At 72.3% G+C, this 21,392-nt stretch carries 19 protein-coding genes; 10 read left to right on the top strand and 9 right to left on the bottom strand.

Annotation, left to right across the window (positions count from 1 at the left end; genetic code table 11):
• The 6 genes from EI169_RS13805 to aspS form a co-directional block, all read right to left on the bottom strand.
• Positions 1-1,173, bottom strand: coding sequence for a mechanosensitive ion channel family protein (locus tag EI169_RS13805; protein ID WP_125132854.1), 1,173 nt, complete (start codon positions 1,171-1,173; stop codon positions 1-3).
• Between the two features lie 39 nt (positions 1,174-1,212).
• Positions 1,213-2,322 carry an ABC transporter ATP-binding protein gene (locus EI169_RS13800; protein ID WP_125132853.1) on the bottom strand — a complete coding sequence of 370 codons (1,110 nt, stop codon included), beginning with the start codon at positions 2,320-2,322 and terminating at the stop codon, positions 1,213-1,215.
• The gene (locus EI169_RS13795; protein WP_125133492.1) at positions 2,319-3,170 is read right to left on the bottom strand and encodes an ABC transporter permease subunit; all 852 of its coding nucleotides are present in this window, start codon (positions 3,168-3,170) and stop codon (positions 2,319-2,321) included. The genes EI169_RS13800 and EI169_RS13795 overlap by 4 nt, the downstream gene beginning before the upstream one ends.
• Positions 3,167-4,051, bottom strand: coding sequence for an ABC transporter permease subunit (locus EI169_RS13790; RefSeq protein ID WP_205783970.1), 885 nt, complete (start codon positions 4,049-4,051; stop codon positions 3,167-3,169). The genes EI169_RS13795 and EI169_RS13790 overlap by 4 nt, the downstream gene beginning before the upstream one ends.
• A 53-nt stretch (positions 4,052-4,104) precedes the next feature.
• Complete coding sequence (locus EI169_RS13785; protein WP_125132851.1) at positions 4,105-5,238, bottom strand: ABC transporter substrate-binding protein; 1,134 nt, start codon at positions 5,236-5,238, stop codon at positions 4,105-4,107.
• A 109-nt stretch (positions 5,239-5,347) separates the two neighbouring features.
• Positions 5,348-6,688 (bottom strand): aspartate--tRNA(Asn) ligase, encoded by a 1,341-nt coding sequence (gene aspS, locus EI169_RS13780; RefSeq protein ID WP_125132850.1) that lies wholly within the window; start codon positions 6,686-6,688, stop codon positions 5,348-5,350.
• Positions 6,689-6,733: 45 nt separating this feature from the next.
• Here aspS and EI169_RS13775 point away from each other — a divergent pair, with 45 nt between their 5' ends.
• The 7 genes from EI169_RS13775 to ccsB all read left to right on the top strand — a co-directional run bounded on the left by EI169_RS13775 (position 6,734) and on the right by ccsB (position 12,835).
• The gene (locus EI169_RS13775; RefSeq protein ID WP_125132849.1) at positions 6,734-7,120 is read left to right on the top strand and encodes a DUF6264 family protein; all 387 of its coding nucleotides are present in this window, start codon (positions 6,734-6,736) and stop codon (positions 7,118-7,120) included.
• Between the two features lie 192 nt (positions 7,121-7,312).
• Positions 7,313-8,008, top strand: coding sequence for a DedA family protein (locus EI169_RS13770; protein ID WP_125132848.1), 696 nt, complete (start codon positions 7,313-7,315; stop codon positions 8,006-8,008).
• Between the two features lie 59 nt (positions 8,009-8,067).
• Positions 8,068-8,697, top strand: coding sequence for a histidine phosphatase family protein (locus EI169_RS13765; protein ID WP_125132847.1), 630 nt, complete (start codon positions 8,068-8,070; stop codon positions 8,695-8,697).
• The gene (locus tag EI169_RS13760; protein ID WP_125132846.1) at positions 8,697-9,317 is read left to right on the top strand and encodes a TlpA disulfide reductase family protein; all 621 of its coding nucleotides are present in this window, start codon (positions 8,697-8,699) and stop codon (positions 9,315-9,317) included. Before EI169_RS13765 ends, EI169_RS13760 begins: the two co-directional genes overlap by 1 nt.
• On the top strand, positions 9,314-10,066 hold the full coding sequence (locus EI169_RS13755) for a cytochrome c biogenesis protein CcdA (protein ID WP_125132845.1): 753 nt from the start codon (positions 9,314-9,316) through the stop codon (positions 10,064-10,066). The genes EI169_RS13760 and EI169_RS13755 overlap by 4 nt, the downstream gene beginning before the upstream one ends.
• The gene (locus EI169_RS13750; RefSeq protein ID WP_125132844.1) at positions 10,047-11,759 is read left to right on the top strand and encodes a cytochrome c biogenesis protein ResB; all 1,713 of its coding nucleotides are present in this window, start codon (positions 10,047-10,049) and stop codon (positions 11,757-11,759) included. The genes EI169_RS13755 and EI169_RS13750 overlap by 20 nt, the downstream gene beginning before the upstream one ends.
• Before the next feature lie 5 nt (positions 11,760-11,764).
• Complete coding sequence (ccsB, locus tag EI169_RS13745) at positions 11,765-12,835, top strand: c-type cytochrome biogenesis protein CcsB (protein ID WP_125132843.1); 1,071 nt, start codon at positions 11,765-11,767, stop codon at positions 12,833-12,835.
• 124 nt (positions 12,836-12,959) lie between these two features.
• Here ccsB and EI169_RS13740 read toward each other — a convergent pair whose 3' ends face one another.
• Together EI169_RS13740 and EI169_RS13735 are read right to left on the bottom strand one after the other, a co-directional pair.
• Positions 12,960-15,050 carry a YhgE/Pip domain-containing protein gene (locus tag EI169_RS13740; protein WP_125132842.1) on the bottom strand — a complete coding sequence of 697 codons (2,091 nt, stop codon included), beginning with the start codon at positions 15,048-15,050 and terminating at the stop codon, positions 12,960-12,962.
• Positions 15,047-17,881 (bottom strand): efflux RND transporter permease subunit, encoded by a 2,835-nt coding sequence (locus EI169_RS13735; protein ID WP_125132841.1) that lies wholly within the window; start codon positions 17,879-17,881, stop codon positions 15,047-15,049. The genes EI169_RS13740 and EI169_RS13735 overlap by 4 nt, the downstream gene beginning before the upstream one ends.
• A gap of 116 nt (positions 17,882-17,997) precedes the next feature.
• Here EI169_RS13735 and EI169_RS13730 point away from each other — a divergent pair, with 116 nt between their 5' ends.
• Positions 17,998-18,627, top strand: a complete 630-nt coding sequence (locus EI169_RS13730; RefSeq protein ID WP_125132840.1) for a TetR/AcrR family transcriptional regulator — start codon at positions 17,998-18,000, stop codon at positions 18,625-18,627.
• Here the strand turns inward: EI169_RS13730 and EI169_RS13725 are convergent.
• Positions 18,624-19,622: an o-succinylbenzoate synthase gene (locus EI169_RS13725; RefSeq protein WP_125132839.1), complete on the bottom strand. Its 999-nt coding sequence runs from the start codon at positions 19,620-19,622 to the stop codon at positions 18,624-18,626. The two genes, EI169_RS13730 and EI169_RS13725, sit on opposite strands and share 4 nt — an antisense overlap.
• 59 nt (positions 19,623-19,681) lie before the next feature.
• On the opposite strand from EI169_RS13725, the gene EI169_RS13720 reads away from it, so the two are divergent.
• Both EI169_RS13720 and EI169_RS13715 read left to right on the top strand, forming a co-directional pair.
• The gene (locus tag EI169_RS13720; protein WP_125132838.1) at positions 19,682-20,467 is read left to right on the top strand and encodes an LLM class F420-dependent oxidoreductase; all 786 of its coding nucleotides are present in this window, start codon (positions 19,682-19,684) and stop codon (positions 20,465-20,467) included.
• Positions 20,467-21,378, top strand: a complete 912-nt coding sequence (locus tag EI169_RS13715; RefSeq protein ID WP_125132837.1) for a 1,4-dihydroxy-2-naphthoyl-CoA synthase — start codon at positions 20,467-20,469, stop codon at positions 21,376-21,378. The genes EI169_RS13720 and EI169_RS13715 overlap by 1 nt, the downstream gene beginning before the upstream one ends.
• Positions 21,379-21,392: the final 14 nt, after the last annotated feature.

Below are 21,392 nucleotides of genomic sequence, written 5' to 3'. Positions count from 1 at the left end.
TCAGCCGTTCCGGCGCTCGTCGGTGTCGACGACGGGGATGGCGTTCGTGAAAGCCGACGCCCGCTCCTGCGCCTCGACGCTGCCGGTGAACAGGCCCTCGCCGGGCTCGGCGGCCGGATGCGGCGCATGCGGAGCGCCCGCGGGCTCGGGCTCGGTGAGCAGTACCCGCTGCACCGGAAGGGCGTCGGGCATCTCGTGCTGCAGCCACGTCACCATCGCCTCGCGGACGTAGCACCGCAGGTCGAACAGCGTGGGCGCGTCGCTCGCCGTGACGAGGATGCGCACGCGCACGAGACCGCCGGTGGCCTCCGTCACCTGCAGCACGGCGGTGCGCCCGTCCCACATGTCGGTGCGGTGGATGACCTCGTCGAGGTGCTCGCGCATGCGGGAGGGCGACACGCGCCAGTCGACGTCGAGCTCGACGGCGCCGAGCAGCTCGCTCCCCTGGCGCGTCCAGTTCTGGAAGGGCTGCGTCGTGAAGTACGTGCACGGCAGCACGAGACGGCGCTCGTCCCACAGGTTCAGCACGACGTAGCTGAGGGTGATGTCGCCCACGCGCCCCCACTCGCCCTCGACGACCACGACGTCGTCGACGCGCAGCGCCTCGCTGAAGACGAGCTGGAGCCCCGCGAAGATGTTGGCGAGCACCGACTGGGCCGCGAGGCCCGCGACGATCGAGGCGATGCCGGCCGAGGCGAGCACGCTCGCGCCGACCGCGCGCACGGCCGGGAAGGTCAGCAGGATCGCGCCGATCGCGATGATGACGATGAGGACGAGCGCGAGGCGGCGGACGACGAGGGTCTGCGTGCGGATGCGGCGGGCCACGCGGTTGTCGGGCACGTCGATGCGGTGGCGACCGAGGGTCATGTCGGTCGTGAAGGCCACGAGCGCGCCGAGCAGCCACGCCGACGCCACGATGACCGCGATCGTGAGGAGCTGGTTGATCGCGTCCAGCCACGCGGCATCCGGCCACGCGGTGAGCGAGATCCAGATGCCCACGAGCAGCACGACGACGCGGAACGGCCGCCGCGCGCGCAGGATGAGCCGCTCGGGCCACTGCCGCCGCCGGGCGAACAGCCGCACGGTCAGGGCCACGAGCGCCGTGAACACGAGCGCTGCGACGACGGAGATCGCGAGGGTCAGGGCGAAGGCGAGCCAGGGGTTGTCGACCATGCCGCCCACTCTAGGAGGGCGACCTGGCCGCTCCCCGGCTCAGGTCCGCGGCCGGGCGAGCACCGGCACCGGAGCGACCGTGATGCGCACCGCGTCGCCGTACTCGACGCGATCGCCCGCGGCGTGCTGCACGCGCACGAGCGTGCCGTCGGCGGTGCGCACGAGCGTGCGGCGGAAGCTCCCGAGGAACGTGCTCTCCTGCACCGTGGCCGCGATGCCCTCGGCGTCGTCGGGGGCGAGCAGGAGCACGTTCTCGGGGCGCACGAAGACCTCGCTGTGGCCGTCGGGCGCGTCGCCCTGCAGCGGCAGGGCGCGGCCCCACACCTCGACGGTGCGCCCCGAGACGATGCCCGGCACGAGGCTCGACACCCCGACGAACGCGGCGACCTCGGCCGTCGCGGGGCGGAGGTACAGGTCCTCGGGGGTGCCGATCTGCGAGATGCGCCCCGCATCCATCACCGCGATGCGGTCGGAGACGGCGAGGGCCTCCTCCTGGTCGTGCGTCACGAACACGGTCGTGATGCCCAAGCGCAGCTGGATGCGGCGGATCTCGTCGCGCAGCTGCACGCGCACCTTCGCGTCCAGGGCCGACAGCGGCTCGTCGAGCAGGAGCACGCGCGGCTCGGTGACGAGCGCGCGGGCGAGCGCGACGCGCTGCTGCTGACCACCGGACAGCTGGTGCGGGAAGCGGTCGGCCAGGTGGCCGAGCCCGACGAGCTCGAGCGCATCGGCGGCGCGCCGGGCGGCCTCGGCGCGCGCGACGCCGCGGCGTCGCAGCCCGAACGCGGCGTTGTCGGCGACGCGCAGGTGCGGGAAGAGCGAGTACGACTGGAACACCATGCCGATGTCGCGCTTGTTCGTGGGCACGTCCGACACGTCGCGGCCGCCGAGGAGCACGCGCCCGCCGGAGGCCCGCTCGAGGCCTGCGAGCACGCGGAGAGCCGTCGTCTTGCCGCATCCGGAAGGCCCGAGGAGCGACACGAACTCTCCCGGCGCGATGTCGAGGTCGACGCCGTGCAGGACGCGCGTGGGGCCGTAGTCCTTGACGATGCCGTCGAAGCGCACGGCCGTGCCCGACGTCGGGTCGGCCAGGAGCGTGTTGTCGGCGGTGTCGGGGAGGGCGCGCGGCGGGCTGTCGGCGGTGGTCATGCGGTTCTCTCTTTCCGGGGAGCGGAGGCGCGGCGGATGCGGCGGCTCCGCGTGGGGGCGGCCGACCCGACGCGGCCGACCCGGCCGATCACGAGCAGCAGCGCGAACGCGAACGCGAGCGCGAGGAGCGTGAACATCGCCGCGACGTAGCCGTCCTGCTTGTTGATGAGGACGAGCGCGGTCTGCAGCACCTGCCGGTTGAGCAGCGACGCGATCGTGAACTCGCCCAGCACGACGGCGACGGTGATGAGCGCGGCGGCGAGCAGGCCCGCGCGCAGGTTCGGCACGATGACGCGGACGAGCACGGTGAGCCATCCCGACCCGAGCGTGCGCGCCGCCTCGGCGAGCGTGCGGACGTCGATCGCGTCGATCGACGCCTGGATCGAGCGGTACGCGAAGGGCAGGACGACGATCCCGTAGGCGAAGGCGAGCGTCCACGCGCCGGTGCCGAGCGTCCGGCCGATCTGCAGGTAGAGGGGAGTGAGGCCGACGACGAGCACGATCGCCGGGATCGAGATCGGCAGCAGCGCGACGAACTCGAACACGCGCCGCAGCCGCGGGTACTTCAGGGCCACGAGCACCATCGTCGGCGTGAACAGCACGAGCACGATCGCGACGGTGACGGCCGCGAGCGACAGCGAATTGCCGAGGCCCGTCCACAGCGGACGGTGCTTCGCGGCGTTCGCCGGGTCGAACAGCGCCGCCCACCGCGCGGCCGAGAGTCCTTCGGCCCCGGGAAGGGGCGTGAACGTGAACAGGAGGGTGGCCGCGAAGGGCACGACGAAAACGACGCCGACGACGATGCCGATGATCCAGCGGACGACGCGGGGCGGCGCGAGCGGGTTCATGCCTGCCACCGGGCGGCGCGTCGCTGGACGAGCGAGTACGCCCACATCACGACCGCGACGACGACGACCATGCCGAGGGCGAGCGTGCCGGCGAGGTTCTCCCGGCCGAGCACGGTCTCGCTCGTGAGCGCGGTGCGGATCTGCAGCGGCACGATCTGCGAGCCCTGGCTCGCGAGGGCCGCCGCCGTGGCATACGACGAGAAGGCGTTGGCGAACAGCAGCAGCAGGCTTGCGAGGAACGACGGGGCGAGGACGGGCATGCCGACGTGCGCCCAGAAGCTCGCCCGTGTGCCGCCGAGGGTGAGGTGCGCCTCGGCCCACTGCGGCTTCAGCGCCGAGAGGGCGGGCATGAACGTGATGACCATGAGCGGCACCTGGAAGACGAGGTAGGCGAGGGCGACGCCGGGCAGCTCGTACAGCCACACGCCGTCGGCGTACAGGTCGACCCCGGCCGCCGAGCGCAGCAGCGACGTCACGACGCCCTGTGTGCCGATCGCGGCGATGAGCACGAACGCGAGCATGACGCCGCCGAACTGGGCGAGCACGCCGGATGCGGCGTCGACGACGGTGCGGACGACCCCCGTCTCGGGGAGCCCCAGCATCGCCCAGCACACGAGTGCGCCGACGACGGCCCCGACGGCGGCGGTGACGAGCGACACCCACGACGAGTTCCAGAACGTCGTGAGGATGAGCGGGTCGCCGAGCGCGGCGAGGTTCGCGAGCGTGAAGGTGCCGGAGCGGTCGAAGAAGCCCGACCCGATCGCCAGCAGTGTCGGGAGGGCGAGGAACAGCACGACGTAGAGCGCGAACGGCGTGAGGCCGAGCCACGACCAGCCGGCACGCGCGCCGCCCCGCGCTGCCCGAGGGGTCGCCTCGGGCAGCGCGGGGTTCGTCGCCCGGTCCAGGGGAGGACCGGGGAGGACGTCGGCGGTGGTCACTGGACGGCCGTCGCCCACATCTGTCCGAGCAGCTCGCCGGCCTTCGAGGACTGCTCCTCGGTCGGCACCACGGTGTCCGACGGGGCCTCGGGCAGGGCTGCGGCGAGGTCGGCGTCGATCGTGCCGGCCTCGGTCATGGCGTCCATCCGTGCGGGGCGGGCGCCGCCCTTCAGCCACAGGTTCTGCACGTCATCGCTGTAGAGGAACTCCTGCCACAGACGGGCGGCGGCCGGATGCGGCGCATCCTTGTTGATGGCCTGGTTGTAGTAGCCGGCGTACCCGGTACCCGGGAGCACGACCGTCTTCCACGTGGGGACGGCCTTGGCCTGCGCGGCGTTGAGGTAGTCCCAGTCGAAGACGACAGGCGTCTCGCCGCTCGCGATGGTGGCGTCGGTGGGGTCCACCTTGAGGAAGTTTCCCGCCTTGGCGAGCTCGCCGAAGAAGTCGATCCCCGGCGTGAAGTCGTCGAGCGTGCCGCCCTGCTCGACGGTTGCGAGGCCCACGGCGGCGAACGCCGACCCGGCCTGCGTCGGGTCGCCGTTGATCGCGACGGCGCCCTTGTACTGCGGGTCGAGGAGGTCGTCGAGCGACGTGGGCGCGTCGAAGCGCGAGGAGTCGTAGCCGATCGACATGTACCCGCCGTAGTCGCCGACGAACAGGCCCGAGGGCTCCTTGAGGGCGTCGGGGATCTCGTCGAAGGTCTCGACCTTGTACGGCGCGAAGCTGTCGGTGTTCTGCAGCGCGACGGCGAGGCCGAGGTCGAAGACATCCGGTGCCGTGTCGAGGCCCTTGTTGGTCTCGGCGGCCTGGATCTCCTCGGCGCTGGACGCGTCGGGCGACTGCTCGTTGATCGTGATCTCGGGGTAGCGCTCGGCGAACAGGTCGAGCACCTCGCCGTAGTTCGCCCACGTGCGGGGGAGGGCGATGACGTTGAGCTGGCCCTCGGCCTTCGCCGCGGCTTCGAGGTCGGCGAGCGTGCCGAAGTCGGCGAGGCTCGTGGCGGTGGCGGCGTCCGTGTTCGAGGCGGATGCGTCGGCGGCGCCGCCGGCGCATCCGGCGAGGGCGAGGGCGGCGACAGTGGTCAGGGCGAGGCCGGCGACGACGCGGCCGCGGCGGGCGTGGAGTGACATGCCCGCGACGCTAAGTCGGTCCGGTGAACCCCCAGTGACGCCCGCGAGAACACGCGTATGCACGCTGCGGAAGGTCCGCGACCGTGCGTGCGCGCGTTCTCGCGAGACGTCAGGGTGCCAGGCGCGTGGGGCCGCGGAAGAGGAAGGTGACCTCGCGGATGCTGGACTCGCCGAGGAGGAGCATCAGGACGCGGGCCAGGCCCATGCCGAAGCCGCCGTGCGGGGGCGTGCCGTAGCGGAAGAAGTCGAGGTAGTGCTCGAGCCCGGCCAAATCGAGCCCCTTCTCGACCGCCTGCTCCTCCAGCACGCGCACGCGGTGCTCGCGCTGGGCGCCCGTGGTGATCTCGACGCCGTTGAACAGCAGGTCGTACGACTTCGTGAGCCCGGTCTCGGGATCGCGCATGTGGTAGAACGGCCGGATCTCGGGGTGGTAGTCGGTGACGAACACGAACTGGTGCCCGAACTCCTCCGCGACGTGGGCGGCGATCTGCCGCTCGCCCTCGGGGTCGAGGTCGCCGTCGGTGCGGGGGATGTCGTATCCGCGCTTCTTCACGATCCCGCGCGCCTCAGCGAGCGGGATGCGGGGGAACGGCAGGGTCGGCACTTCGACCTCGACGCCGAACAGGTCGCGGATCTCGTCGCCGTGCCTGTCCTTGACGGCCTGGATGGCGGTCTGGAGGAGCTCCTCCTGCATCCGCGCGACGTCCTCGTGCGAGTCGATCCAGCTGATCTCGGCGTCGACGGACGTGAACTCCGTCGCGTGGCGCGACGTGAACGACGGGTCGGCGCGGAACACGTCGCCGATCTCGAAGATCTTGCCGAACCCGGCCGACTGCGCCATCTGCTTGAAGTGCTGCGGGCTCTGCGCGAGGTACGCGGTCTTGTCCTCGAAGTACTCCATGCTGAACAGCTCGGCGTTGGACTCCGACGGGCTCGACATGAGCTTCGGCGAGTGGATCTCGATGTAGTCGCGCTCCACCCAGTACGTGCGCATCGCGTGCTCGAGGGTCGTCTGCACGCGGAAGATGAGGTTGTTGCGGGCCTGGCGCAGATCGAGGAAGCGCCAGTCCATGCGCTTGTCCAGGCCGCTGTCTGCGGCGATCGGGGTCTCTGGCAGCGCCTCGGCGGCGATCTGGAGCTCGCCGACCTTGATCTCCACGCCGCCGAGCTTCACGCGCTCGTCGTGCTTGAGCTCGCCCCGCACGGTGAGGAACGTGCCGGTCGACAGGTTCGAGATCGTCTCGGTGAGCGCGAGCGCCGCGGCATCCTGCTCGGACGGCTCCTCGGTCGGGCGCGTGGCCGGGTTCACGAGCTGCACGGCGCCGGACTCGTCACGCAGGATGACGAACTGCACCTTCTTCTGGTCGCGGACGGTCTCCACCCAGCCCGACACCGTGACCGGGCCGTCGGGGGAGGCCTGCAGCTGCTTGACGAGGACGCGTTCGCTCACGAGGAGCCAGTCTACGTGCGGCCCCGCGCTCCCTAGGATGAGCCGGTGACCTACGCGATGCCGCCCGAGTCCTACCGGACCCTGCAGCCCGAGAGGCGGCCGGCGCGCCGCATCCGCGTGTGGGATCTCGTGCTGACGATCGTGCTGCTGCTCGTGCTCGCGGCCTTCGCCGCGCTCGCGTCGTACTTCGCGGTCTTCCTGGCGTTCGCGTCGGACGGATGCGGCGGCGGCACGTGCGACACCGGCCTGCTGAACCTCGGCTTCTGGTTCGCGGTGCTCTCGCCGTGGGTGCTGCTCGTGCTGGCGTTCGTCACCGGCATCGTGCTGCTCGTCCTCCGCCGCCTGGCGTTCTGGGTGCCGCTGACCGCCGCCGCGCTCATCGTGGCGTGCTTCTTCATCGGCGTCGCGATCGTCGGCGCCGCCGTCCGCTGACCGGGTCCGCTTCGGGAGGGGATCCGGCTTCGGGAGGGGTGATACGCCGCATCCGCCCTCCGGAAGCGCGATCTCCTCCTGAAGCGCGGGCGCGCGGTGGGCTGTGCAACCCCCAGCCAAGCGCCAGGCGCGCCTCGTAGGGTGTGTCGGTAGGCGCGCACCGTCGCCGATCACCGAGAGCGAAGGCCCCCGATGACCGACCTGATCCTCGCCGCGTCCTCCTCCGGCTCGGGAGGCGGCGCGGGCGGCTCGTGGCTGACCGGCCTCATCGACTGGACCGTGTCGCTCATGGACGTCATCGGCCCGGTGGGCGCGGGCATCGGCATCGCGCTGGAGAACATCTTCCCGCCGATCCCGAGCGAGATCATCCTGCCCGTCGCGGGCCTCACGGCCGCGCGCGGGTCGTTCACGCTCGTCGAGGCGCTCGTGTGGACGATCGCCGGCTCGGTCGTGGGTGCGCTGCTGCTGTACGGCCTCGGGCGTCTCCTCGGCGCCGACCGGCTGCGCAAGGCCGCGCACTGGATTCCGCTCGTGAAGGTCGAGGACGTCGACAAGACGATCGCGTGGTTCGAGAAGCACGGCGGCAAGGCGGTGTTCTTGGGGCGGATGCTGCCGATCTTCCGCAGCCTCATCTCGATCCCCGCGGGCGTCTCGAAGATGCCGGTGTGGCGCTTCACGCTGCTGACGGCGGCCGGCAGCGCGATCTGGAACACGATCTTCGTGCTCGCCGGGTTCTTCCTCGGCGAGAAGTGGCACATCGTGGAGCAGTACGCCGGCATCCTGCAGTGGATCGTGATCGGCGTGGTCGCCGCCGTCGTGGTGTGGTTCGTGGTCGTGCGCGTGCGGGCGGCCGTGCGCACGAAGCAGTGGCAGGAGCCCGGCGACTGACTCGGTCGACGTCGAACGGCTCGGGCGGCGCACAGAACCGCGCGCCGTAGAATCGACGGGTGCCCGCCGACCGCCTCCATCTCGTGCGCCATGGCGAGGTCCACAACCCCGGGCGCGTGCTGTACGGACGCCTGCCCGGCTTCGGCCTGAGCGCCGACGGCCGCCGGATGGCGCGGCAGGCGGCCGAGTACGTGCGCTCGCTCGAGCGGCCGGTCTCGGCGCTCGTCGTCTCGCCGCTGCAGCGCACGCGCGAGTCGGCCGAGCCGTTCGAGGCGATTTTCGGCATCGAGCCGTACATCGACGACCGCGTCATCGAGCCCACGAACGTCTTCGAGGGGCGGCGGATGCAGCGGGTCTTCTACAACCCGATGAACTGGCGTCACCTCGCCCAGCCGTCGCTGCCGAGCTGGGGCGAGCCCTACCTGCAGGTCGTCGCCCGCATGACGGAGGCGATGGATGCGGCGTGGGATCGTGCGGACGGCGGCGACGTCGTGGTCGTGTCCCACCAGCTGCCGATCTGGATCACGCACCTCGCGATGGCCGAGCTCCCGCTGCGTCACGACCCGCGCCGCCGTCGCTGCGCGCTCTCGAGCGTGACGAGCTTCGAGCGCCGCGACGGCCGCTGGCGCGAGGTCGCGTACGCCGAGCCGGCCTCGACCGACGGTGCCGTCGACGTGGGGGCGGTGTGATGGCCGCCGCATCCGCCCGCCGGCGCACCACGCGGCTGGCCGCCGCGGCGCTGTCCGCCGCCGTCGCGCTGTCGCTCGCCGCGTGCACGAGCGATCCGCTCGCCGAGCAGTACCGGGCCGGCGACAACAAGGGCTACATCGCCGCGAACGGGTTCCAGACGGCCGAGATCCCGCCCGACGAGCGCGGCGAGCCGGTGCGCTTCACCGGCGTCACCGAGAACGGCGAGACCGTCACGAGCGACGACTACGCCGGCACGGCGCTCGTCGTGAACTTCTGGTACGCCGCGTGCGGCCCGTGCATCGTGGAGGCGCCGCGGCTCGAGCAGGCCTACCAGAGCTTCCAGGGTCAGGACGTCGCGTTCCTCGGCGTCAACACGTACGACCAGCCGGCCACCGCGATCTCCTTCGCGAAGGACCACGGCGTGAGCTACCCGAGCGTCATCGCCGTCAACGACGGCGCCGTCAAGCTCGCGTTCGCCGACAAGGCGCCGCTGAGCGCCACGCCCACGACGCTCGTCCTCGACCGGCAGGGACGCGTGGCCGCGCGCATCATCGGCGAGCTGCCGGAGGCCTCGATCCTTCAGGCGATCGTGAAGACCGTGCTCGAGGAGGGTCAGTGAACCCCGGCGCCGCCGTCGCCGACGGCGCCCTGTGGCTCGCGCTGCCGATCGCGCTCGCCGCCGGCCTCGTGTCGTTCCTCTCCCCGTGCGTGCTCCCGCTCGTGCCCGGCTACCTCGGCTTCATCGGCGGCGCGGTCGCCCCGCGACGCGGCTCGGGCTCGGCGCAGCCGGGGCGCGGACGGCTGCTCACGGGTGTGCTGCTGTTCATCGCCGGGTTCACGCTCGTGTTCATGACGGTGAACGTGCTCGGCGGGGTCATCGGCCTGTTCTTCGTGCGGTACGCCGACACCATCACGCGCATCATGGGCGTCGTCGTCATCCTCATGGGACTCGTCTTCATCGGGCTCTTCGGCATCGCCCAGCGCACGATGCGCCCGCAGGCGCGCTCGAGCGTCGGGCTCATCGGGGCGCCGCTGCTGGGGATCGCGCTCGGCATCGGGTGGACGCCGTGCATCGGCCCGACGCTCACCGCGATCTTCTCCGTCTCGTACAACCTCGGCGACCCGGGGCGGGCGGCACTGCTGGGCTTGGCGTACTCGCTGGGCCTCGGCATCCCGTTCCTGCTGCTCGCGCTCGGCTTCGGCTGGGCGACGCGCTCGGTGGCGTTCGTGCGCCGCCACATCCGCGCCGTCAACATCATCGGCGGCGTGCTGCTGATCGTGCTCGGCCTGGCGATGGTCACCGGCGTCTGGGGTTCCTGGATGTCGCAGCTGCAGGGGGTGTTCCGCAGTGTCCCGCTCCCGCTCTGACGCCCCCGCGGAGGGGACACTCCGCCCCGCCGACCACGCGGACAGCCGCGACGCCGCCGCATCCGGCGACGACATCACCTCGCCCGCGCTCGGTCCGCTCGGATGGCTGCGATGGGGATGGCGGCAGCTCACCTCGATGCGCACGGCCCTCGTGCTGCTGCTGCTGCTCGCGATCGCCGCGGTGCCCGGATCGATCGTGCCGCAGCGCAGCGCCGACCCGAACGGCGTGTCGCAGTACTTCACCGACAACCCCGACCTCGCACCGATCCTCGACAACCTCAAGCTGTTCGACGTGTACACGTCGCCGTGGTTCTCGGCGATCTACATCCTGCTGTTCATCTCGCTGATCGGCTGCGTCATCCCGCGCACGCGACACCACTGGAAGGCGCTGCGCTCGCGCCCGCCGCGCACGCCGGCGCGGCTGTCGCGCCTGGACGACACGCGCGAGAGCGTGATCGAGCTGGGGGAGGGCGAAGACGCCGACGAGCTCGCCGCCGAGGCGGTCGAGCTCGCCACGACGCAGCTGCGGAAGGCGGGCTACCGCGTCGAGCGCTACGACGGGCGCGGATCGTTCTCGGTGTCGGCCGAGCGCGGGTACCTCCGCGAGACGGGCAACCTCGTCTTCCACGGCGCCCTGGTCGGGGTGCTCATCGCCGTGGGCGTGGGCGGCGGGTTCACCTACACCGGACAGCGGGTGCTCGTGGAGGGGACGACCTTCGTCAACTCGCTGCTGGACTACTCCTCGTTCAACCCCGGACGCTTCGTCAGCACCGACGCCCTCACGCCCTACTCGCTCACGCTCGACCGCTTCGACGTGTCGTACGTGCCCTCGGGCGAGCAGGGCGCGGGGCAGGCGGGCGACTTCGCCGCGCACGTGACGACGCAGGTCGGCGACGACACCGGCGAGGGCGAGGTGCGCGTGAACCATCCGCTCGACGTCGCCGGCGACCGGGTCTACCTGCTCGGCAACGGCTACGCGCCGACCATCACCGTGCGCAACGCCGCCGGCGACGTCGTGTTCAGCGACTCCGTGCCGTTCCTGCCGCAGGACACGAACATGACCTCGCTCGGCGTCGTGAAGATCCCCGACGGCATGCCGGAGCAGATGGGGCTCGTGGGCTTCTTCTACCCGACGCAGGTGGCGCTGGCATCCGGGGCCTTCTCGTCCGGCTACCCCGCCCTCATCAACCCGGTCGTCACCTTCAGCGTGTACGTCGGCGACCTCGGCATCGACGGCGGCACACCCCGTTCGGTGTACACGCTCGACACGTCCGACATGGAGCAGATCGCGGGGCCCGGCACCGGCGTCGGTGCCGTCGAGCTCGCGCCCGGCCAGACCGCGACGCTCCCCGACGGCCTCGGCTCGGTCACGTTCGAGAACGAGTCCCCTCCCGGCGCGCAGGGCTACGACGGGTCGGTCAAGCGCTTCGCGTCGCTGTCGATCCACCGCGACATCGCCGCCCCGTGGGTGCTCGCGTTCGCGATCCTCGCGACGGCCGGACTGCTCGCGGCGCTGTTCGTGCCCCGCCGTCGCGTGTGGGTCAAGGCCACACCGCGCGGACGCACGGTGGTGATCGAATACGCGGGGCTCGCGCGCGGCGAGGACCCCACCCTGGCCGCGGCGGTCGAGCAGACCGCCGCCCGTCACGACGAAGCCCTCCGGGGCTGGCGAAAGAAGGCGCATCTACAATGACCCCCATGCCCGGCACCGGAACGCTGTCGCTCGACGCCATCTCGCTCCTGCTCGTGTGGACCGCGATCGCCATCTACGCGCTCGCGTTCATCGCGTACGCGATCGACCTCGCGCGCCGCAGCGACATCGCCCTCAAGGCGCAGGACGCCGCCGCACGCGAGACCGCCCGCGAGCGCGAGCTCGTCGCGGCCGCCGCATCCGGCACGGCGATGTCGGTCGAGACGCCCGACGGCGTCGTGACCTTCGACGACGACGCGCCGTCGGGGCGCACGCGGCCGCGCTCGGACAAGCCGCGCTTCGTGTGGGCCCGCATCGGCACGTCGCTCACGGTGCTCGGCTGGCTGTTCCACGTCGCCGGCGACGTCACGCGCGGCGTCGCGGCGGGGCGCGTCCCGTGGTCGAACATGTACGAGTTCGCCCTCACCGGCACGATGCTCATCGTCGCGGTGTACCTCGTCGTGCTGTTCCGCTACGACCTGCGCTTCCTCGGCGCGTTCATCACGGGCCTCGCGGTCGTGCTGCTGGGCGGGGCGACGCTCGCCTTCTATGTCGAGGTCGTGCCGCTCGCCGACCCGCTGAAGTCCGTGTGGCTCGTCATCCACGTGTTCGTCGCGTCGCTCGCGACCGCCCTGTTCGCGCTCGCGTTCGGACTCTCGGTCATGCAGCTGCTGCAGTCCCGTCGCGAGCGGCGGGCAGTCGCCGCATCCGCCGACGGCGAGGCGCCGCGCCGCGGCGCATCGTTCCTGCGGACGCTGCCGGATGCCGACGCGCTCGAGTCGCTCGCGTACCGCTTCGCGATCGTCGGCTTCATCTTCTGGACCTTCACGCTCATCGCCGGCTCCATCTGGGCCAACGACGCGTGGGGGCGCTACTGGGGCTTCGACACGAAGGAAGTGTGGACCTTCGTCATCTGGGTGCTCTACGCGGGCTACATCCACGCGCGCGCGACGCGCGGCTGGCGCGGCACGCGGTCGGCGTGGCTGTCGATCATCGGCTTCACCGCGGTGCTGTTCAACTTCACGATCGTCAACGTCTTCTTCAAGGGCCTGCACGCCTACTCCGGCCTGACCTCCTGACGCGAACCGCCCCGCGAGCGCGGGGTGCGGTTCGCGGGCTGGGGTTCGGGTGTCAGGTCGTGCCGCTTCGCGCCGGCGGATGCGGCACGAGCTGCCACCCCAGGCGCGCAGCGAGGTCGGGGTGTCAGGCGGGGGAGGGCGCCAGCAGCTCGCGCGCGGACGCCGAGCGACGGCGCGCCACGGCGATCGTCGTCACGATGAGCGCCAGGAGCGCCCACACCACGAGTCCCGCGATCGCAGCGCCGTAGCCGCCGGCGGTCGTGAGCGCGGCGAGCATGCCCGTGTACGCGGGCGATGTCGGCATGAGGCCGGCGACCGCGGAGATCACGCCCGGCACGGTCGAGACCACGCCGGTCGCCACGGCCAGGACCCCGATGATCGCCGAGACCCAGCGCCCCGCGCCGCCGAAAAGGGCGACGAGCGCCTGGTTCACCGCGGCGAACGCGACGCCGGCGACCATCGCGACGACCGCGAACAGCGACCAGTCGGCCCAGTCGTAGTCCGCGGCGAGCTGCACGACGCCGGCGACGAGGATGCCCTGCACGGCCCCGATGGCTGCGGCCGGCGCGAAGCCGCGGAGCGCCAGCAGCACCGACGGCCGTCGCGACGAGAGCGCCCGTGCGGTCACGGCCCGCAGCACGACGAATGTGCCGAGGCCGCCGAACCACAGCGCGACGGCGGCCAGCAGCGGCACCGCCGACGCGCCGAAGAGGTTCGTGTCGAGGCCCTTCGCGGCGACCGGGTCGGCGACGACCGACGCGAGGCTCTGCGCCTGCTGGTCGGTGTACGACGGCAGCTGGTCGACGGCCTGCTGCAGTCCCGATGCGAGCGAGTCGGTGCCGTCGGCGACCTGGCCGACGCCGCCCGCGAGCGACGACGCGCCGGCCGAGGCCTGGTCGGCGCCGGTCGCGAGCTGCGACGCACCGGACGCGAGACCGGATGCACCGGACGCGAGCTGGTTCGCGCCGGTGGCGAGCCCGGCCGCACCTGTCGAGAGCTGGCGCACGCCGCCGGCAGCGGTGGTGGCGCCGTTGGCGAGCTGGTCGACGCCGCCGGAGAACTTCGTGAGGTTGTCGGCGATCGTCTGCAGGCCCGGGCCGAGCTGCGGGAGCTGCTGCAGCCCCGTCGCGACGGTGCCGGCGTTCGAGACGAGGTTCTGCGCGCCGGCGAGGTTGTCGTTCACGGCCGTCGACGCCTTCGCGATGTCGGCGCACGTCTCGGCGGGCAGCCCCGACGAGGCGCACGAGGCCGCCGCCTGCGCGAGGGCGTCGGCGGCCTGCGAGAGCCCCGCGTTGACCTCGCCCGAGCGCGCCTGCAGCTGCTGCGCGGCGGTGACGACGTCGTCCGAGATCGTGGGGAACTGCGACTGGTCGAGCTGGCCCGCGATCGTGCCGAGGCCCGCAGCGAGCTGCCGACCCTGCCCGGCGAGGGTCTGCGCGCCCACCGCCCACTGGTCGAGCCCGTCGGCCGCCTGAGCGGCACCGGACGACAGCTGCCCAGCACCGGACGCGAGCTGACGCGCCCCGCCGGAGAGCTGCGTCGCGCCTGACGACAGCTGACCGGCGCCCGTGCCCAGCTGCGCGACTCCGTCCGCGAGCGAGGTCGCACCGTCCGCAGCCTGACGCGCGCCGTCGGCGAGCTGCGTGGCGCCGTCGGCGGCCGTGCCGAGCTGGTCGCCGAGCGTCGTGAAACCGAGGAACACGTTCTCGAGGTACACCTTCGACAGCGACTGGCCGAGGAGAGATGCGGCGGCCTGCGTCACCTGCGCGGAGATGGCGTCGTCGACCACGAGCGCGTCGGGCGAGGTCGTGACCTCGATCGTCGCCTGCTCGGGCGTCTTGCCGGGCGCCGTGCTCGTCGCGGCGGCGGAGAAGTTCTTCGGGATCGTGATGACGGCCGAGTAGGTGCCGTCGGCCAGGCCCGCCTCCGCGTCCTCGTCGTTCGTGATGGTCCACGACAGGTTGCTCGGCAGGTCGTCCGACCCTTCGACGAGGCCGGCCGTGAGTTGGCGGCCGAGCGGCACCGTCTGCCCGTTCACCTGCACGGGCTCGTCGTCGTTCACGACCGCGGCGTGCACGTTGTCGAGCCGCTCGACGGGGTTGTAGAGCGCCGCGACGAGCAGGCCGCCGATGAGCACGGGCAGCAGGATCGCGCCGACGATCGTGGTCCACGTGATGGGGCGCCGGCTGGCGGCGCGCTCGAGCAGGGCGGTCATGCGTTCACCTCGGTGAGGTCGGGGGACGGGGCGGATGCGGCGTGCACCCGCACGACGGAGACGTTCTGCCGGCCGGCCTCGGCGAGGAGGCGGGTGGCGGCTTCGGGGTCGGCGGCGGTCGCGATGAGCGTCCAGCCGCGCGCGTCGCGGAGGGTCGCGGCGGCCTGGTCGCGCGCGGCGCCGTGCGCCACGGCGTCGAGGTCGGCGACGCCGGCGACGCCGGGCGTGCCGGACAGGGCGGTGCGCAGCTCCACGAGCGGATCGTCGGCGCCGCCGAGCTCGGCGATGCCGACGTGCCCGCGCACCCACGCCTCGCGGCCGGGGAGCAGGTGACCGGCGACGCGCAGGCGCCCCGACACCGGCGACGCGCGGCCCGTGAGGGCCAGCAGCGCCGCCCGCGAGCGCCGGGGGTCGGCCCCCGCGAGCACCACGGCGTCGCCGGGCTCGAGCGCGAAGGACAGGCCGGCGAACACGCGCACGTCGCGCACCTCCAGGCCGACGTCCTCGGCCGTCAGGATCGCCGTCGACTCGGGGCCGGGCCAGTCGCGCAGGCTCTCCTCGCGCTCGACGGCCTCGCCTTCGACGTCGAGATGCGGCAGCATCCGCTCGAGCCACCGCGGCATCCACCACGCCTTGTCGCCGAGGAGCGCCATGAGGGCGGGGATCAGCGTCATGCGCACGAGGAAGGCGTCGATCGCGATGCCGGCCGCCAGGCCGAGCGCGATCGGCTTGATCGACGTGTCGCCCTCCGGCACGAACGCGGCGAACACCGCGAACATGATGAGCGCCGCGGCGGTGACCACGCGCGCGGTGGCGGAGAAGCCGGTGCGCACCGCCTCGACCGCGATGGCGCGCCGGTCGCCGGCCGCGCCGGCGCGTGCCCGGGCGTGGACGTAGTCCTCGCGCATGCGCGTGACGAGGAACACCTGGTAGTCCATCGCGAGTCCGAACAGCACGCCCATGAGCACGATCGGCATGAAGCTGATGACCGGCCCGACGCGCGTCACATGGATGACGTCGGCGAACCAGCCCCACTCGAACACCGCGGCGACGACACCGAACGCGGCCGCGACCGACAGCAGGTAGCCGAGCGCGGCGGTCAGCGGCACCGCGATCGAGCGGAACACGACCATGAGCAGCAGGAAGGACAGGCCGACGACGAAGATGCCGAAGGGCAGGAGCGCGGCGCCGAGGCGGTCGGAGATGTCTATCGCGACGGCGGTGAAGCCGGTGACCTTGACGTCGATGCCGAACTCGTCGAGCCAGTCGTCGTGGTGGGCGCGCAGGTCGCGGACGAGCTCGGCGGTCGCCGGGTCCTCGGGCGCGGTCTCGGGGATGATCTGCACGATGCCGGTGTCGGCGGTCTCGTTCGGGGTCGCGAGGGCGACCTCCTTCACGCCGGGGATCTCGGCCACGGCGTCGCCGAGGTCCTTCATGAGCCCGAGCGGGTCGGTCGAGGTGACGATCGTGCCGGTGAGGATGAGCGGTCCGTTGAACCCCGGGCCGAAGTACTCCGCGGCGAGGTCGTAGCTCTGCCGGGCCGAATTCGACTCGGGCAGCATGCCGGCGTTGGGCAGGGCGAGCGCGAGGCTCCCCGCCGGCACCGCGACCGTGCCCAGGCCGACGACGATCGCGACGGCGGTGACAAGGGGATGCCGCGTCACGAGCGCGACCCAGCGGTTGACGCGCTTGGGCGCCGCCGCGGGCGCCGCTGCGGCGGGCGGCGCCGCGGTCGCCGCATCCGCCGCGTCGTCGCCGTTCTCGGCCGCCGGAACGGATGCCGGAACGGATGCGGGGCGGCGGCGCACGCGGCCCGCCGCGCGGCGTCCGACCACGCCGAGGAGCGCGGGCGTCAGGGTCACCGACACGACGACGGCGAGGGCGACCGCGACGGACGCGGCGATCCCCATCGTGGTGAGGAACGGGATGTTCGCAAAGCCGAGGCCGATGAGGGCGATGAGCACGGTGACGCCCGCGAACATCACGGCCGAGCCGGCCGTGCCGGTCGCCCGCGCGGCGGATTCCTCGGGGTCCATGCCCTCGCGCACCTGATCCTGATGTCGTGCGGCGATGAACAGGGCGTAGTCGATGCCGACCGCGAGGCCGAGCATGAGCGCGAGGAGCGGCGTCGTCGAGGAGATCGAGGTCACGACGGTCGCCAGCAGGATGAGCGACATCGACAGGCCGACGCCGATGATGGCCGTCACGAGCGGCAGCCCCGCCATGACGAACGACCGGAAGGTCACCATGAGGACGATGAGGGCGATCACGAGGCCCACTGCCTCGGTGATCGTGACACCCGGCACGGAGTTGGCGAACAGGTCGCCGCCGAGGGCGGCCTGGGCGCCGGAGGGGAGCTCGGCGGCGAACGCGTCGGTCGCGTCGCGCAGCTCCTGCTTCGACTCCGGTGACACGCTCGTGGCCTGGCCGTCGAACTGCAGCCGGATGATCGCGGCGTCGTCGTCGTCGTTCACGAGCCCCGACACGTTCTCGTCGAAGGGGTCGGTGACGGCCAGGACGCCGTCGATGCCGTCGAGCTCGGTGAGGAACGATCCGATCTCCGACCGGTACGGGTCGTCGGTGATCTTCTGCCCGTCGGCGGCGACCACGACGATCTGCGCGCTCGTGCCGCTGACCTGCGGGAAGGTGCGCGAGAGCTGCTCGAGGCCCTCTTCGGACTCGGTGCCGGGGATGGAGAAGGCGTTGTCGGTGCCCTGGCTGAACAGCAGCGCGCCGCCGCCGGCGGCGACGAGCACGAGCACCCACGCGACGAGGACGCGCCAGCCGTGACGGAACGACCAGCGCCCGAGCGAGGCGAGGAGTGTGGACACGGATGCTCCGATCTGTCAGAGGAGATCGATACAGCGCTGTATCCGATACACAGATGTATCGTAGACCCCGCCAGGCATCGTCTGGCTGAGCGACCGGTGTGAAACGGGGGGTCGACATGAGTCAGGCGACGGCCGCGACTCCGCGTCGCGAGGCGACGCGGCAGCGACTCCTGGATGCGGCGGCCGAGGTGTTCGCCGAGGTCGGCCTCGATGCGGCCTCCGTCGAAGCCGTGTGCGAGCGCGCGGGCTTCACCCGCGGAGCGTTCTACTCCAACTTCGCCACGAAGGAGGAGCTCTTCCTCGAGCTCGCCAAGCGCGTGTCGGCCGCGCGCGTCGGCGACGTCGAGGAGCGCGTGGTCGAACTCGCCGCGGCGACGGAGGCGGGCGCGCCGATGCCGGATCTGCTCGCCGTCGCCGAGCACGTGCTGACCCTGCCCGGCGACGACCGGCTCGACGTGCTGCTGTTCAGCGAGATCCGCATCCACGCGCTCCGCGACCCCGAGCTCGCGCGCGCGTTCCTCGCGCAGGACGCCGAGCTCGAGGCGGCCATCGTCCAGCTCATCACCGACATCGCCGAGCGCCTGCGGGTGCGCCTCGCGGTGCCCGCCGACGACGCGGCCCGGCTGCTGCTGGCCGTGTGGGAGTCGGCGACGACGCGCGCCGTCATGGCCGGCGACGACCGCGAGGCCGCGCGCCGCCGCGTGACAGGCGCGATCGGGGCGCTCGTGCCGCTGCTGGTGTCCTAGCCGTTCCGCCCGCTGCGCTCGAGCAGCGCGTGGCAACGGGCGAGCCGCTCGAGCCACCACGCGCGGCGCTCGGCCGGGGCGGCGAGCGCGTCGAGCGCCGCCGCATCCGGCACCACCGGACCGGTGGGCAGCTCGCCGCCGTGCGGCACCAGCGGGGGCGCCGCGACGTCGCCGGTGAACAGCGACGCGGTGCCGAGCCCGCAGTCGAAGGGGAGGTCGGGGAGCGCCGCGGCCAGCGCGACCCCCATGGACAGGCCGACCGAGGTGTCCAGGGCGCTCGAGACCACGACGGGGAGCCCCGCCGCCTCGACGATCACGAGCGCGCGGCGCACGCCGCCGAGCGGCTGCGCCTTGATCACGAGCAGGTCGGCGGCGCCGGCTCGCGCCACGTGCAGCGGGTCGTCGACCTTGCGCACGCTCTCGTCCGCGGCGACCGGGATGCCGAGGTACCGGATGCGGCGGCGCAGCTCCGCGAGCTCCTCGACGCTGCCGCACGGCTGCTCGACGTACTCGAGGTCGAACTCCGCGAGCGCGTGGACGGCATGCTCGGCTTCGTCGAGGTTCCACGCGCCGTTCGCGTCCACCCGGATCCGGCCCTCCGGACCCAGCAGCTCGCGCACCGCGCGCACGCGCGCGACGTCGTCGGCCAGCTGCTGACCGCGCTCGGCCACCTTCACCTTCGCGGTGCGGCAGCCGTCGAAGCGCGCGAGCACCGCGCCGACGGCGTCGGCCGCCACCGCGGGCACCGTCGCGTTCACCGGCACACTGTCGCGATGGCGCCGAGGGCGCGGCATCCAGCCGAAGTCGATCGCGCCGGCGAGCCACACCGCGGCCTCGGCGTCGTCGTACTCCACGAACGGGGAGAACTCCGTCCACCCCTCCGGTCCCTCGAACACGACCGCCTCGCGCACGTCCACGCCGCGGAAGCGCGTCGACAGCGGCAGCGCCACCACGCGCGCGGTCTCCAGGATCTCGTCCACGGCGGGCAGCAGCATCCCCCCATCCTGCCCCGGATCGCGCCGGTCGGCGGGGACGCCGGGAATAGGCTGGCGCCATGCTTCTCGACACTCCCGTGCGCCTCGGCGTGCAGATCCAGCCCCAGCACGCCACGTATGCCCAGATCCGTGACGCGGTCACGCGCCTGGAAGACATGGGCGTGGACATCCTCTTCAACTGGGACCACTTCTTCCCGCTGTTCGGCGACCCCGACGGGGCGCACTTCGAGGGCTGGACGATGCTCGCGGCGTGGGCCGAGCAGACCGAGCGGGTGGAGTTCGGCGCGCTGGTGAACTGCAACAGCTACCGCAACCCCGACCTGCAGGCCGACATGGCCCGCACGATCGACCACATCAGCGGCGGCCGGTTCATCTTCGGCACCGGCTCGGGCTGGTTCGAGCGCGACTACACCGAGTACGGCTACGAGTTCGGCACCGCCGGCTCGCGTCTGAACGACCTCGCCGACGGCCTGGACCGCATCGTCGCGCGCTGGGGCAAGCTCAACCCCGCGCCCACCCGCCACATCCCCGTCATGATCGGCGGCAAGGGCGAGCAGAAGACTCTCCGCCTGGTCGCCCGTCACGCCGACATCTGGCACAGCTTCGTCACGCCCGACGAGCTCGGCCACAAGGTGTCGGTCATCGAGAAGTGGGCCGAGACCGAGGAGCGGGACGTGTCGGGGCTGATCGTCTCCAACGAGCTCGCTCGCCGCGACGAGTCCGACGCCGACGCGCTCTTCGACGCCGGCGTGCGCCTGTTCACGCTCGGCTGGGCGCCTGGCGAGCCCGACTTCGACGCGGTCGCGGCGTGGCTGCGCTGGCGCGACGGGAAGAACGGCGCCTGATGGTCTCGGAGCTGTTCGATCCGGCGGCGTGGGTGCCCACCGCCGCCGACGAGCGCTACACCGACATCACGGCGCACGTCTCGCCCGACGGGCGGATCGCGCGCATCGCGTTCGACCGGCCCGAGGTGCGCAACGCGTTCCGCCCGCACACCGTCGACGAGCTGTACCACGCGCTCGACACGGCGCGGCAGGAGCCGAAGATCGGCGTCGTGCTGCTCACCGGCAACGGCCCGAGCCCGAAGGACGGCGGGTGGGCGTTCTGCTCCGGCGGCGACCAGCGCATCCGCGGCCGCGACGGCTACACGTACGCGGCCGACCCTTCGACAGGCTCAGGGGCCGGTGCGGATGCAGCGAGAACAGGGCGGCTGCACATCCTCGAGGTGCAGCGGCTCATCCGCTTCATGCCGAAGGTCGTCATCGCGGTCGTCCCGGGCTGGGCCGCCGGCGGCGGGCACTCGCTCAACGTCGTGTGCGACCTGTCGATCGCCTCGGCGGAGCACGGCCGCTTCAAGCAGACCGACGCCGACGTGGGCTCCTTCGACGCCGGGTACGGCTCGGCCTACTTCGCGCGGCAGATCGGGCAGAAGCGGGCGCGGGAGGTGTTCTTCCTCGCCGAGGAGTACTCCGCGCAGCGCGCGTACGAGATCGGTGCGGTCAACCGCGTCGTGCCGCACGCCGAGCTCGAGCGCGAGGCGATCGCGATGGCCCGTACGATCCTGGGCAAATCGCCCACGGCGATCCGCATGCTGAAGTTCGCGTTCAACGCCGTCGACGACGGGCTCGTCGGTCAGCAGGTGTTCGCGGGCGAGGCGACGCGACTGGCGTACGGAACCGACGAGGCGGTCGAGGGCCGCGATGCGTTCCTCGAGAAGCGCGACCCCGACTGGACCGGATTCCCGTGGCACTACTGACCCGCGACGTGCCG

The organism is Microbacterium sp. 10M-3C3, assembly GCF_003931875.1.
GTDB lineage: Bacteria > Actinomycetota > Actinomycetes > Actinomycetales > Microbacteriaceae > Microbacterium.
Note: the sequence above shows the minus strand (reverse complement) of the source record. Positions and strands in the feature narration are given on the sequence as shown.

Excerpts from the sequence above, each read along its gene's own strand:
- EI169_RS13805 (WP_125132854.1), bottom strand. The coding sequence starts at position 1,173 with ATGGTCGACAACCCCTGGCTCGCCTTCGCCCTGACCCTCGCGATCTCC.
- EI169_RS13800 (WP_125132853.1), bottom strand. The coding sequence starts at position 2,322 with ATGACCACCGCCGACAGCCCGCCGCGCGCCCTCCCCGACACCGCCGAC.
- EI169_RS13795 (WP_125133492.1), bottom strand. The coding sequence starts at position 3,170 with ATGAACCCGCTCGCGCCGCCCCGCGTCGTCCGCTGGATCATCGGCATC.
- EI169_RS13785 (WP_125132851.1), bottom strand. The coding sequence starts at position 5,238 with ATGTCACTCCACGCCCGCCGCGGCCGCGTCGTCGCCGGCCTCGCCCTG.
- EI169_RS13770 (WP_125132848.1), top strand. The coding sequence starts at position 7,313 with ATGACCGACCTGATCCTCGCCGCGTCCTCCTCCGGCTCGGGAGGCGGC.
- EI169_RS13760 (WP_125132846.1), top strand. The coding sequence starts at position 8,697 with ATGGCCGCCGCATCCGCCCGCCGGCGCACCACGCGGCTGGCCGCCGCG.
- ccsB (WP_125132843.1), top strand. The coding sequence starts at position 11,765 with ATGCCCGGCACCGGAACGCTGTCGCTCGACGCCATCTCGCTCCTGCTC.
- EI169_RS13740 (WP_125132842.1), bottom strand. The coding sequence starts at position 15,050 with ATGACCGCCCTGCTCGAGCGCGCCGCCAGCCGGCGCCCCATCACGTGG.
- EI169_RS13730 (WP_125132840.1), top strand. The coding sequence starts at position 17,998 with ATGAGTCAGGCGACGGCCGCGACTCCGCGTCGCGAGGCGACGCGGCAG.
- EI169_RS13725 (WP_125132839.1), bottom strand. The coding sequence starts at position 19,622 with ATGCTGCTGCCCGCCGTGGACGAGATCCTGGAGACCGCGCGCGTGGTG.
- EI169_RS13720 (WP_125132838.1), top strand. The coding sequence starts at position 19,682 with ATGCTTCTCGACACTCCCGTGCGCCTCGGCGTGCAGATCCAGCCCCAG.
- EI169_RS13715 (WP_125132837.1), top strand. The coding sequence starts at position 20,467 with ATGGTCTCGGAGCTGTTCGATCCGGCGGCGTGGGTGCCCACCGCCGCC.